Source organism: Cloacibacterium caeni, from assembly GCF_907163105.1.
GTDB classification, from domain to species: Bacteria; Bacteroidota; Bacteroidia; order Flavobacteriales; family Weeksellaceae; genus Cloacibacterium; species Cloacibacterium caeni_A.
Genome location: NZ_OU015321.1, coordinates 1203165 through 1217206, shown reverse-complemented (window position 1 = coordinate 1217206; position 14042 = coordinate 1203165). Strand labels below are relative to the sequence as shown.

Annotated in this window: 12 protein-coding genes; 10 read left to right on the top strand and 2 right to left on the bottom strand. The window is 33.3% G+C overall.

The features are described from left to right. Window positions 1-48 precede the first annotated feature (48 nt). The 10 genes from KKQ76_RS05620 to argH all read left to right on the top strand — a co-directional run bounded on the left by KKQ76_RS05620 (window position 49) and on the right by argH (window position 12693). Entirely contained in the window at window positions 49-690 is a 642-nt protein-coding gene (locus tag KKQ76_RS05620) for a J domain-containing protein (protein WP_213196197.1), read from the top strand. A 90-nt stretch (window positions 691-780) separates the two neighbouring features. Then, a complete protein-coding gene (gene gcvP / locus KKQ76_RS05615) occupies window positions 781-3639 on the top strand; it encodes an aminomethyl-transferring glycine dehydrogenase (protein ID WP_213196196.1) in 2859 nt (952 codons plus the stop codon). A gap of 255 nt (window positions 3640-3894) precedes the next feature. Further along, on the top strand, window positions 3895-4470 hold the full coding sequence (locus KKQ76_RS05610) for a GNAT family N-acetyltransferase (RefSeq protein WP_213196195.1): 576 nt from the start codon (window positions 3895-3897) through the stop codon (window positions 4468-4470). A gap of 5 nt (window positions 4471-4475) precedes the next feature. After that, complete coding sequence (argG, locus tag KKQ76_RS05605) at window positions 4476-5672, top strand: argininosuccinate synthase (protein ID WP_213196194.1); 1197 nt, start codon at window positions 4476-4478, stop codon at window positions 5670-5672. Then, window positions 5665-6624 (top strand): N-acetyl-gamma-glutamyl-phosphate reductase, encoded by a 960-nt coding sequence (argC, locus tag KKQ76_RS05600; RefSeq protein WP_213196193.1) that lies wholly within the window; start codon window positions 5665-5667, stop codon window positions 6622-6624. Before argG ends, argC begins: the two co-directional genes overlap by 8 nt. Before the next feature lie 110 nt (window positions 6625-6734). Further along, window positions 6735-7871 (top strand): aspartate aminotransferase family protein, encoded by a 1137-nt coding sequence (locus tag KKQ76_RS05595; protein WP_213196192.1) that lies wholly within the window; start codon window positions 6735-6737, stop codon window positions 7869-7871. An 83-nt stretch (window positions 7872-7954) separates the two neighbouring features. Then, on the top strand, window positions 7955-8896 hold the full coding sequence (locus tag KKQ76_RS05590; protein ID WP_213196191.1) for a Rossmann-fold NAD(P)-binding domain-containing protein: 942 nt from the start codon (window positions 7955-7957) through the stop codon (window positions 8894-8896). A gap of 205 nt (window positions 8897-9101) precedes the next feature. Next, entirely contained in the window at window positions 9102-9905 is an 804-nt protein-coding gene (gene argB / locus KKQ76_RS05585) for an acetylglutamate kinase (protein ID WP_213196190.1), read from the top strand. Further along, window positions 9883-10965 carry a M20 family metallo-hydrolase gene (locus KKQ76_RS05580; RefSeq protein ID WP_213196189.1) on the top strand — a complete coding sequence of 361 codons (1083 nt, stop codon included), beginning with the start codon at window positions 9883-9885 and terminating at the stop codon, window positions 10963-10965. Before argB ends, KKQ76_RS05580 begins: the two co-directional genes overlap by 23 nt. Window positions 10966-11382: 417 nt before the next feature. Beyond that, a complete protein-coding gene (gene argH / locus KKQ76_RS05575; protein WP_213196188.1) occupies window positions 11383-12693 on the top strand; it encodes an argininosuccinate lyase in 1311 nt (436 codons plus the stop codon). 46 nt (window positions 12694-12739) lie between these two features. Here argH and KKQ76_RS05570 read toward each other — a convergent pair whose 3' ends face one another. Then, window positions 12740-13267, bottom strand: a complete 528-nt coding sequence (locus KKQ76_RS05570; protein WP_213196187.1) for an Lrp/AsnC family transcriptional regulator — start codon at window positions 13265-13267, stop codon at window positions 12740-12742. Window positions 13268-13384: 117 nt separating this feature from the next. After that, the gene (locus tag KKQ76_RS05565) at window positions 13385-13948 is read right to left on the bottom strand and encodes a DUF1003 domain-containing protein (protein ID WP_317194557.1); all 564 of its coding nucleotides are present in this window, start codon (window positions 13946-13948) and stop codon (window positions 13385-13387) included. Window positions 13949-14042 lie beyond the last annotated feature (94 nt).

Here is a 14042-nt window from a genome sequence, read left to right as displayed (position 1 = left end):
TTTCATAAAAACTTATTTTTCTATTTTTGCTCCTCAATCATCAATCCATTGAAAGACTACTACTATTTTCTAGGAATAAAACCGAATGCTTCTTCTGAAGACATTAAAAAAGCGTATCGTAAACTTTCGCTGAAATATCACCCTGATAAAAACGAAAATGATGAGTTTTTTACAGAGCGTTTCAGAGAAATAAAAGAAGCGTATGAAACATTGATTGATGAAGAATCTAGAAAAGTTTACGACCAGCGATTTGGGAGTTTCCAAAGAAGTCAAAAATCAATGCTTCCTCCAAAAATTAAAAACTTTCACGCCGATAAAATCCGAGCACAAAAAGGCGACGAAATTACCATTCATTGGCAAACCTATGATGCGGATTTGGTGAAAATCACGCCATTTGGTTTAGAAAAGTCTCAAGGCGATAGAAAATTTAGAATCAAGGAGTTTGATAAAGAAGGTAAGTTTCAGATTATTCTTCATGCTACCAATACTTTATTACACAAAACGGTGGTTCAAGGAATTACCATCACCGAAGTTTCTAGGGAAATAAAAACTTCTATAAAAGATGAAGTTCCTGCTCAAAATTCTACAACTGTACCACAAAAAAAGGAAGAGGTTAACGCTCGTTTTTATTATAAGTTATTGGCTATTATTCTTTTAGCGATAGCTTTGTACTTAGTTTTTCGTCAATAGTTTTTATAGAAAAATAGAATTTTACTATTCATAAAAAATTCCTTATTTTTACGAAACTTACAAAAAGTAAAAATAATACCTAAAATTTTTATGAACACACAGCAATTTGTGAACCGTCACATCAACTTCAATGAAGCTGATAAGAACGCTATGTTACAAAAAATTGGCGTTTCTTCTGTAGAAGAATTAATTTCTCAAACTATTCCAGATGCAATCCGATTAGAAAATGAATTAGATATTTCTGCTCCTTTATCTGAGTACGAAATGCTTCAGCATTCTAAAGAGTTGGCTGCTAAAAATCTAGATTATGATACGTACATTGGTTTTGGTTATCATAACAGTATTTTGCCAAGTGTTATCCAGAGAAATATTTTAGAAAATCCTAGTTGGTACACCGCTTATACACCTTATCAAGCAGAAATTGCACAAGGTAGATTAGAAGCGTTATTGAATTACCAAACATTAATTACCAATCTTACCGGTTTTCATTTAGCGAATGCTTCTCTATTAGATGAGGGAACTGCAGCTTCTGAAGCCATGAGTATGTTCTTTTCAAACAGAACAAAAGACCAGAAAAAAGCAGAAGCCAACAAGTTTTTTGTTTCTGATTTGGTTTTACCTCAAACCATTGCGGTTCTTAGAACCAAAGCTGATGGTTTAGGAATAGATATAGTTGTTGGTAATCATGAAAATTTTGAGCTTAATGCAGAATTTTTCGGAGCTATTTTACAATATCCGGGTAAAAACGGAATTGTGATTGATTATACCGAGTTAATTTCAAGTTATAAAGCATTAAATCTTCAAGTAGTAGTTGCTTGTGACCCGCTTGCTTTAGTGAAATTAAAATCACCTGCAGAAATGGGAGCTGATTGTGCAGTGGGAACTACGCAGAGATTTGGTATTCCATTAGGTTATGGTGGTCCTCACGCTGCGTTTTTTGCTTGTAAAGAAGAATATAAACGTGATATTCCGGGAAGAATTATTGGGGTGACTCAAGATGCATACGGAAAACGTGCTTTGAGAATGGCTTTGCAAACAAGAGAACAACACATTAAACGTGAAAAGGCAACTTCTAATATTTGTACAGCTCAAGTTTTATTATCTGTAATGGCTTCTATGTATGCTGTTTATCACGGTAAAGCTGGTTTAGAATATATTGCAGACCAAATTCATTTTAAAACTAATGCTTTAAGAGATGCGCTTTCGGTTTTAGGATATGATACGGTGAAAGAGCCAGTTTTTGATACGGTTAAAATCAGCATGTCTGAAGAAGAAAAAGATAAGTTAAAGAGATTAATGCTTGATCATAAAATCAATTTAAATTATTTTACTGAAGGTTTTGTAAGTATTTCTATCAATGAAACTACAACTACCGAAAAAATTGATAAAGTAGTGGCTGCTTTTGCACAATTCAAGCAAAAACAAGGTTTCAAATTAGAGCCAAAAGCCGTTTCTACACTTCCAGAAAATTTATTGAGAAAAGACGAAATCTTAAAAGAAGAAGTTTTCAATAAATATCATACTGAGACAGAATTGATGCGTTATATTAAGCGTCTCGAAAGAAAAGATTTATCATTAACGCATTCTATGATTTCTCTAGGTTCTTGTACCATGAAACTGAATGCAGCTACAGAAATGATTCCACTTTCTTGGGAACATTGGGGCGCGATTCATCCGTTTGTACCTATTAATCAAGCTGATGGTTATCAGAAATTAATCAAAACTTTAGAAAAAGATTTGGCTACGATTACTGGTTTTGCGGCAACTTCACTTCAACCAAATTCTGGAGCTCAAGGTGAATATGCTGGTTTAATGGTGATTAGAGCATATCAAAAATCTATCGGTCAAGGTCACAGAAATATTTGTTTAATTCCTCAATCTGCTCACGGAACCAATCCTGCTTCTGCGGTAATTGCTGGTCTTAAAGTAGTGGTGGTGAAAAATCTTGAAGACGGACAAATAGATTTTGAAGATTTAAAAGCTAAAGTGGAAGAGCATAAAGATAATTTATCTGCTTTCATGATTACGTATCCATCTACTTATGGTTTCTTTGATGATAACGTAAAAGAAATTACAGACTTAATCCACGAAAATGGTGGTCAAGTTTACATGGATGGTGCAAACATGAATGCTCAAGTTGGCTTCACTTCACCAGGAAATATCGGTGCAGATGTTTGTCACTTAAATCTTCACAAAACTTTTGCAATTCCTCACGGTGGAGGTGGACCAGGAGTTGGACCAATTTGTGTGGCAAAACATTTAGTGCCTTTCTTGCCTCAAAATCCTAATATTCCAACAGGTGGAAGTCAAGGAATAGATGCTATTTCTTCAGCGCCTTATGGTTCTTCGTTGGTTCTTAATATTTCTTATGCATATATTAAAATGCTTGGAGCGGTTGGTTTGAGAAATTCTACAGAATTTGCAATCATCAACGCGAATTATTTAAAAGAAGTTTTAGGAGAGCATTTCCCAATTTTATATGCAAATAAAAAAGGTAGAGTTGCTCACGAATGTATCGTAGATTTCCGTCAGTTTAAACCACTAGGAATTGAGGTGGCAGATGTTGCAAAACGTTTGATGGATTATGGTTTCCATGCTCCTACGGTTTCTTTCCCAGTTGCTGGAACTTTGATGATTGAGCCTACAGAATCTGAATCTAAAGCAGAATTAGACAGATTTGCTGAAGCTTTAATTGCTATCAAAGCAGAAATTGAAGAAATTGCTGAAGGAAAAGCAGATGCTCATAATAATGTATTAAAAAATGCTCCGCATACAGAACAAGTGGTGATTTCAGATTCTTGGGATAAACCCTATTCTCGTGAAAAAGCAGCTTATCCGCTAGAATGGGTGAGAGAACATAAGTTCTTCGCTTCTGTGTCTAGAGTAGACGAAGCTTTCGGAGATAGAAATTTGGTTTGTACTTGTGAGCCAATAGAAAGCTACATGTAAGATAAACATAAATTTTACAGATATTTTAAATCGCTAAATTCATTTTTAGCGATTTTTTTTGTTTGTAGATGTCTTGTTTTGTAAAATCTTCATAATCAATGGTTTTATATTGAAGTGTTAAGGTAGAAACAAATAAAAAATGTCAAATAAGATTATTTTAACAATAAATTATCTTTTAATTATTCAAATATAAAGATAAAAAATCTTTTATTTAAACTTTATTTGTATATTTGCACTCTAAAACTATTTATTTAAATGGAATTTATCATTAGAAAAACAACCGCTGATGATTTTTGTTTTGCAGACGAGATTGTAAAAGAAATGGAAGAGTCTGCTAAAATTAGAGGAACTGGTATCGCTAAAAGATCTCCAGAATATATTAAGGAGAAGATGGAAAAAGGCGATGCGGTTATCGCAATCACACACAATGGAATTTGGGCAGGATTCTGCTATATCGAAACATGGACCAATGGTAACTATGCTTCTAATTCGGGATTGATTGTTTCGCCAAGGTATAGAAATATCGGTTTAGCAAGTAGAATTAAAGAATCTGTGTTTAATGTGACCAGAGAAAAATATCCAAACGCTAAATTATTTGGGATTACCACAGGTTTGGCGGTAATGAAAATTAATTCAAGGTTGGGTTATCATCCAGTTCCTTTTTCGGAACTTACTCAAGATGATCAGTTTTGGGATGGTTGCCAAAGTTGTGTCAATTATTCTATTTTACAAGGCAAAGGCAGAAAAAATTGTCTCTGCACAGGAATGTTATTCGTTCCACCCAAGGAAAAAAATAAAAGAGATTTAAGTTACTATATGCAAAATTATTAATAGAGATGAAAAAAGTTGTTTTAGCATTTAGCGGAGGTTTAGATACATCTTTTTGCGCAGTTTATTTGCAGCAAGATTTAGGCTACGAAGTTCATGCAGTTACGGTAAATACAGGTGGTTTTAATGAAGAGGAAGTCAAAAAATTAGAGCAGAAAGCAATTTTGCTAGGTGCTAAAACTTTTACGTGTCTAGATGTGGTGAAAGAATATTATGATTCTTGCATTCAGTATCTGGTTTTCGGAAATGTTCTCAAAAATAATACCTATCCGCTTTCTGTAAGTGCAGAACGTACCATTCAGGCAAAATCTTTAGCAGAATATGCGCTTAAAATTGGTGCAACTGCCATCGCTCACGGAAGTACAGGCGCTGGAAACGACCAAGTTCGTTTCGATGGGATTTTTAATATCGTTTGTCCGCAAATGGAAATCATCACGCCAATTCGTGATTTGAAGCTTTCTCGTGAAGCGGAAATTCAATATTTAACAGAAAAAGGATTTTCGGGAGATTACACCAAATCAGTTTATTCTATTAATCAAGGTCTTTGGGGAACTTCGGTTGGCGGAAAAGAAACGCTTACTTCTCATAGCAATTTGCCAGAAGAAGCTTATCCTTCTCAATTAAAGAAGCAAAATCCTGAAAAATTGACTTTAGAATTTGAAAAAGGACATTTAATTAAAATTAATGACCAAAATTTTTCTCATCCTTCCGAAGCGATTGTTAAATTGAATGAAATTGCTTCAGAATTTGCCATTGGTAGAGATACTCACGTTGGTGATACCATTATTGGAATTAAAGGTAGAGTAGGTTTCGAAGCAGCTGGTGCTATTTTGACTTTGAAAGCGCATCATTTGCTAGAAAAACACGTACTTTCTAAATACCAATTGATGATTAAATCTCAAATGGCAGATTGGTATGGAACTTGGCTTCACGAAGCTCTTTTCTTAGATCCTGTGATGAGAGATATTGAAAAATTAATGGAAAATTCTCAGAAAAATGTTACGGGTAAAGTGTTTGTCACGCTTTTTCCTTATCGCTTTGAACTGAACGGAATTGAATCTAAATATGATTTAATGACTTCTAAATTTGGAAGTTACGGTGAAATGAATAAATCTTGGAGCGGTGAAGACGTGAAAGGTTTTTCTAAAATTTATACCAATTATCTATCGATTTATCATCAAGTAAACGCTGAAAATAATGATTAAAGCAGGAATTATTGGTGGAACTGGTTACACTGGTGGCGAACTGATTCGTTTGTTGCTCAATCATCCCAATGCAGAACTTTCGTTTGTGACGAGCTATTCTAATGTAGGTAAAAAAGTAACGGATTTACACCAAGATCTAATCGGAGAAATTGATTTAGAATTTATTGATAATTCTACTGATGCAGATGTTCTTTTTCTGGCTTTACCTCATAAAGAAAGTAAAATTTGGCTCGAAAATAATAACGTTGGAAACGCCGTTGTCATAGATTTAGGAAACGATTTCAGAATTGGAGAAACCTATCAAGGAAATTCTTTCGTTTATGGACTTCCAGAATTGAATTCGGCTCAATTGAAAGGTGCAAAATTCATTGCTAATCCTGGTTGTTTTGCCACTGCAATTCAGTTGGGAATTATCCCGATTCTTCAAAATCAAGAAGTTTCAGAAATTTATACGACAGGAATTACAGGCGCAACTGGTGCAGGAAAATCACTTTCTGAAACTACACATTTCAGTTGGAGACAAAATAACATTTCGGCGTATAAAACTTTAACGCATCAGCATTTAGGCGAGATAAATTTTCAACTAAAAGAGTTGAGCAAAGTTCCATTTTCGGTGCAATTTGTTCCATGGAGAGGAGATTTTGCAAGAGGAATTTTTGTGAGTTCTACGTTTAAAACTTTACTTTCTTTAGAAGAATTATTTGAATTGTATGAAAAATTCTACGAAGGACAAATTTTCACTACGATTTCAAGAAAAGAAATTAATCTGAAACAAGTTGTCAATACCAATAGGTGCTTGATTAATATTGAAAAAAACGGAGATTTTGCAGTGGTACATTCTGCAATTGATAATCTCTTAAAAGGCGCTTCAGGACAAGCTATTCATAACATGAATATATCTTTCGGGTTTCCCGAAAACGCAGGTTTGAAACTCAAATCTATTGCTTTTTAGCAATAAAAAGTAAAAATGAAAGGTACTTTGTCAAAGCTCTTATAATTTAAAATTAATCTTTGACAAAGTTTTTAAAATCGTAAATCAAACATCGTAAATCATAAATAAAAATGAAACTTTTTGATGTATATCCTTTAATAGACGTTACTCCTGCAAAAGCTGAGGGAAGCTATTTTTGGGACGAAAACGGAACAGAATATCTAGATTTATATGGTGGTCACGCAGTGATTTCCATCGGACATTCTCACCCAACTTATGTAAAATACATTACAGAACAACTCAATAATATCGGTTTTTATTCTAATTATGTGAAAATTCCGATTCAAAATCAAGTAGCTGAACAACTGACCAAGTTGTCTGGTTATGAGGATTATACACTTTTCCTTTGCAATTCTGGTGCTGAAGCCAATGAAAATGCCATAAAATTGGCTTCTTTCCACACTGGAAAAAAGAAAATTATTTATTTTTCTGGAGCTTTCCACGGAAGAACTGCGGCTGCTGTAGCTTGTACAGACAATCCGAAAATTGTAGCGCCAGTGAATCAATCTGAAAATTTCGTAAAACTTCCCTTCAATGATTTGGAAGCTTTAGAAAATGAATTCAAAACCAATTCAGATATTGCTGGAGTAATTGTAGAAGGGATTCAAGGAGTTGGCGGTGTTCAGATTCCTACCACAGCATTTTTACACAAAATTCAGCAATTGTGTAATGAAAATAATGCAGTTTTCATCGCAGACGAAATTCAATCTGGTTTCGGAAGAAGCGGTAAATTTTTCGCTCATCAACACGCTGGTGTGACTCCTGATATTATTTCGATGGCAAAAGGAATGGGAAATGGTTTTCCTGTTGCGGGGATTTTAATTTCACCTAAATTCAAAGCTTCCTATGGTTTACTCGGAACTACTTTTGGAGGTAATTTCTTGGCTTGTGCTGCTACCAAAGCGGTTTTAGAGGTGATTGAAGAAGAAAATCTATTACAAAACGCTCAAGAAATCGGCGATTACTTGGTTTCTTTGCTTCAAAATCAAAAAAATATCAAAGAAATTCGTTATCAAGGTTTAATGATTGGGATTGATTTGGCTTTTCCTTGCAATGAAGTAAGAAATAGATTGGTTAAAGAATACAAAATGTTGACAGGTAATGCATCAACACCAAATACTTTGAGGGTTTTACCTGCTTTAAATGTAAAAAAAGAAGATGTGAAAAAATTCGCAGATGCTTTAATCCAAATTTTAAACGAATATTAAAATTTTAGATTTACGATTTTTGATATTAAATTTCATTAAATCTGTGTAAATCTGTGTAATCTGTGGGAAATACAAATAATAAAATGAAACAATTTCTATCTATAAATGACGTAGAAAATCTTGAAAACTTAATTCAAGACGCTCTAGAATACAAAAAAAATCCTTTGAAGGACGAGAATTTAGCTAAAGGGAAAACTTTGGGCTTAATTTTTATGAATTCTAGCCTCAGAACAAGAATGAGTACTCAAAAAGCTGCTGAAAATCTAGGTTTTAAAGTGATGACTTTCAATGCTGGACAAGATTTTTGGGCTTGGGAAACTGAAGATGGAGCTGTAATGAATGGTACTACGGTAGAGCATATTAAAGATGCGGCTACAGTTATCGGACAATATTGTGATGTTGTGGCAATCAGATGTTTTGCAGATTTAAAAAATAAAAAATCAGACACCGAAGAAAAGATTTTAACGCTTTTCCAAAAGTATCTCAATAAACCATTGATTTCTATGGAAGCGGCTACCAGACATCCTTTACAAAGTTTAGCAGATACCATTACTATAAAAGAACAATGGAAAGAAACCAAAAAACCAAAAGTAGTTCTCACTTGGGGACCTCACATTAAGCCCATTCCACACGCGGTTGCCAATTCTTTTGCAGAATGGATGAATACGCAAGATGTAGATTTTGTGATTACGCATCCTGAAGGTTTAGATTTAGACCCAGCATTTGTTGGCGAAGCTCAAGTGACTAATAATCAAGAAGAAGCGTTGAAAGATGCTGATTTTGTGTATATTAAAAATTGGAGTTCATTTAATTATTACGGAAAAGTAGCTGAAGGTTATGATGATTGGATGTTAACTGAAGAAAAAATGAAAATCACGAATAATGGTAAACCAATGCATTGTTTGCCAGTTCGTAGAAATGTAGAAGTAAGTGATGAGGTTTTGGATTCTGAACAGTCATTGATTTTTGAACAATCATACAACAGATTGTTCGCAGCACAAGCAGTTTTGAAAAATATTTTGTAATGTTTTCTCGCTGATAAAGCAGATTTGGCAGATTAATAAAATTGTAAATATATCAGCTTAATCAGCAAAATCGACAAGAGAAAGATAGAAATCACAAGTTTTTCTTTTTTGTAAGGTAATTTATGAGCCACGAAATGGCAGTATATTTTAGAATAATATATCAGCTCAATCTGCAAAATCTGCGAGAGAATAAAAAAAAATAGAAATGCAAAAACAAGAACTTTACATCATCAAAATTGGCGGAAACGTAATAGACCATCCGGAAAAGTTAGAAGCTTTTTTGAAGGATTTCTCGGAATTACAAAAACCGAAAATTCTAGTCCACGGAGGTGGAAAATTAGCCACCAAACTCGCCGAAAAACTAGAAATTCCACAGGAGTTTTTTGAAGGCAGAAGAATCACCAATGAGGAAACTAGAGATGTTGCAGTGATGGTTTATGCAGGTTTAATAAATAAAAATATTGTGGCTACTTTGCAAAAAAATGGTTTGAATTCCATCGGTTTTTCTGGAGCTGATGCCAATCTTATTCCGGCTCACAAAAGATCTGTGAAAACCATAGACTTCGGTTGGGTAGGAGATGTAGAAACAGAAAAAATTAACGCTATTTTTTTAGAAAAAGTAATTTTTGAAAATATTTGTCCGGTTTTTTGTGCCATTACACACGATGGAAACGGTAATTTGCTCAATACCAATGCAGATACCATTGCATCGAGTTTAGCAGTGGCATTATCCACACATTTTGAAGTAAATTTGGCGTATTGTTTTGAAAAAAACGGAGTTTTAGAAAATATTGATGATGAAAATTCTGTCATTGCTAAAATAACGCCAGAAACTTATATTCAACTCAAAGAAAAAAACAGCGTCAATGACGGAATGATTCCGAAAATCGATAATGCTTTTGCAGCAATAGAAAAAGGAGTAAAATCAGTATTTATTGTAAAAGAAACTTTTTTAAAAAAACTCATTAACGAAAACGATAGAACGAGTGGAACAGAAATCACCCAATAATTTTTTAGAACTTGGCGACAATGCAGTAGAATTGCTCAAACAGCTAATCTCTGTCCCTTCTTTCAGTAAAGAAGAAGATAAAACGGCTGATTTAATCGAGAAATATCTTCAGGAAAAAGGGGTAAAAACTCATCGTCAACAAAACAATGTTTGGGCTTTTAACCAAAATTTTTCTCCCGAAAAACCAACCATTCTGCTCAATTCTCATCATGATACAGTAAGACCCAATTCTGGCTATACTTTAGATCCTTTTACGCCAGTCGTTAAAGACGGTAAATTATATGGTTTGGGTAGTAATGATGCTGGTGGAGCTTTAGTTTCATTGATGGCAACTTTTCTTTATTTTTATAATGCAGATGATTTAAAATACAATATCGTTTATGCAGCAACTGCACAAGAAGAAAACTCTGGTTTAGATGGGGTAGAATCTGTACTTCCACATTTTGGGAATTTAGAATTTGCAATTGTTGGTGAACCTACAGAAATGCAAATGGCAATTGCCGAAAAAGGCTTAATGGTAGTAGATTGTGAAGCTTCGGGAACTTCTTCTCACGCAGCGCATCCTAATGATGATAACGCCATTTACAACGCAATTAAGGATATAGAATGGATTAAAAATTATCAGTTTCCCAAAAAATCTGATGCTTTAGGCGATGTGAAAATGACGGTAAGTGTTATCAATGCGGGGAAATTGCACAACATGGTGCCCAACACTTGCAGTTTTACCATAGATGTAAGGACTACAGACCAATACACCAATCGTGAAGTTTTAGAAATTATTCAACAAAATATAAAAAGTAAAGCTGTTGCAAGAGGTTTCAGGCTCAATTCTTCGTCGATTTCTGTGGAACATCCTATTGTAAAAGCAGGTTTAGAATTGGGCGGAACCACTTATGGTTCGCCAACTACTTCAGATCAAGCGGTAATTCCGTTTCCTTCGTTGAAAATGGGGCCAGGTTTATCGGCACGTTCTCACAGCAGTGACGAGTTTATTTATGTAGATGAAATTTATGGAGGCATAAAAATTTACATTCAATTACTCTCGAAAATAGTTTTTTAGAATAATTTGGGCAGCTTTTTCCGCCTTCCGCTCCCGCTTTTTTTAGTAACTTCGACAAGCTCAGTTACCAAAAAAGAGCTCCGCTCAAGTCGGGCTGCACCTTTCAACAATCGTAATTGGGAAAGTAATATTGAAAAATATATAGTTATAAAATTATATTTAATTATAAAAACATTAAGTTTTTCATTAAGAAATTAAATTCATTAAGAAGAATATTTAAAGATATATTATCTTTAATTCATTAATTTGCCAAAGGCAAAAACTTAATTTTCTTAATATCTTAATATAGATTTAATGGTAAAAATTAAATTTTAACATTTTTTGAGTCCAGAATGGGACGATTTAATAAAAAAGATTTGGTATAATATCATCAATAATTAGTTTAATACCTTGTCTTTGCGTTTAAAAAATACAAAAATGAGCAAAAAACTTTGGCAAAAAAATAATTTATCCGAAAATCAGCATGCTGCTTTGGTAGAAAAATTTACCATTGGCAGAGATGCAGAATTTGATTTACAACTCGCAAAATATGATGTTTTGGGCAATAAAGCACACGTTAAAATGCTTTCAACTATTGGTTTGATTGAAGAATCTGAATTGCCAAAAATTTTAAAAGAATTAGATCATATTGCACTTCAAATAGAAGAAGGAAAGTTCATCATCGAAGAAGGAATAGAAGATGTTCACTCTCAGATAGAATTTCAATTGACAAAGAAATTGGGTGATATTGGCAAGAAAATTCACTCGGCACGTTCTAGAAATGATCAAGTTTTGGTGGATATCAAACTTTTCCTCAAAAATGAAATTCTAGAAATTAAAGATTTGGTAAAAAATCTTTTTCAAACTTTACAGAAATTGAGCAATGAACATCAAAATAAACTTATCCCAGGTTATACTCATTTTCAAATTGCGATGCCTTCCTCTTTTGGATTGTGGTTTGGAGCGTATGCAGAAGCTTTGATAGACGATTTAGAAATGCTTTTGGCAGCGTATAAAATCACCAATAAAAATCCTTTAGGTTCGGGCGCTGGTTATGGTTCTTCGTTTCCGATCAATCGTACTTTAACTACAGAATTATTAGAATTTGAAACCTTAAATTACAATGTAGTTTATGCACAAATGACGCGCGGAAAATCTGAAAAAACTTTGGCAACTGCTATTGCTGCTATTTCACATACTTTGAGCAAATTAGCGTATGATGTTTGTTTATATATGAATCAAAATTTCGGATTTATCACCTTTCCAGATACTTTTACTACAGGAAGTAGCATAATGCCACACAAAAAAAATCCAGATATTTTTGAACTCATTCGTGGTAAATGTAATATTTTGCAAGGTATTCCTACGGAATTAACTTTGCTCACCAATAATTTACCTTCTGGTTATCACCGAGAACTGCAACTGACCAAAGAAGTGCTTTTTCCTGCAATTAATACCATCAAAGACTGCCTTTACATCACAGAATATACCTTGAATCACATTCAGGTAAAAGATAATATTTTGGAAGACGAAAAGTATCAATACCTTTTCAGTGTGGAGAATGTAAATGATTTGGTTTTAAATGGAGTTTCATTCCGTGATGCTTATGTGCAGGTTGGTCAAAGTATTGAAAATCAAAATTTTGAACCTCATAAAAATTTAAATCATACGCACGAAGGAAGCATCGGAAATCTTTGCAACGAAGAAATTAAAGAAGAATTCTCAAAAGTTTTTGAGAAATTTAAATAGGATGTGTGGTATAATTGAATTTAAAAAAAGCTTTAAACTGAATGGTTTAAAGCTTATTTTTTTTAGACGAATTTTTCTCATTTTCCATATCCAGTTGATGTTCTTTTTCTAAGAGTTTATAGGTGTTTTCTCTTTTGATTTCGTTCAGAACAATACTGCTGTGATATTGGTAAATATTTGGAGTATTAGCTAATACGTTGGTAATGAAATTGTTATAGGTGTCAATGTTATTGGTAGCAATTTTCAGCATATAGTCATAAGTTCCAGACAAACTGAGGACTTCTTGCACTTCATCATACTGTTTAATTTCTTGCTCAAATTCATCTAGTGATTGCTTAGATTGATTTCTAATCGTCACGTTACAATAAGCCACTAAATCGATGCCTATTTTCTTACGATTGAGAATAGCAGCATATTTTTCTATAAAACCATTTTTTTCTAAATACTTAATTCTGTCGTAAGTTGGGGTAAAAGATAAGCCAATTTTCTCTCCGATTTCTTTTACCGAATAGTTAGAATTTCTTTGAAGCAAATCTAATATTTGTAAATCTTTTTGATCTAAATTTTGACTCATTAGCTTTATTTATAGTGGTTCAGAAACAAATATACACTAAATTTTTTAATTTTTTTAACAGAATTCTTACTCATTGAAGTAAAGCTTTAGCTTAAAAACATTTTCAGAAATTTTATTTTACTCTTTCTTCACATTATGTAAAATATTTTCTAAAAGGTCTATTTGAGTTTTCTGAATTTCGAGCAAATCTTGTTGATAATGAATGATTAAATGGTCTATTTTTTCGTGTAATTCTCTGATTTCTAATTCGCTTTTTAGATTGATTTTGTAATCTTTTTTGGAACGTTCCCTATCTTTCTCTTCTTGTCGGTTTTGGCTCATCATAATCACTGGAGCCTGAATTGCCGCAATACAAGATAAAATTAAGTTCAATAAAATGAAAGGATAAGGGTCAAAACCATGATGAGAAAGCCAAAAAACATTGAGAAAAATCCAAGCAAATAAAAAGGTCATGAAAAAGATGATGAAACCCCAACTTCCACCGAATTCGGCTACTTTATCTGCTAATTTTTGAACAAAAGTAATTTCTTGTTCATCTTCTTCCACTTCTGTAGAAATCATGGTGTTTTTAGAAACAGATTGAATGACTTGTTTTTCTACTTCGGTTAGGTTTCCTAATTTTTTGTTGAGAAATTCAGAGATATATTTTTCTCGATAATCATTCATTTCTTCAATGCTCAAAAACAATTTTTAGAAAAATTTGGATGCGTTTTATTGATAAAATGAAACAAGGATTGTCTGAGATTTTTTGCGGAAACCCTTTCGTTTTCGGGAA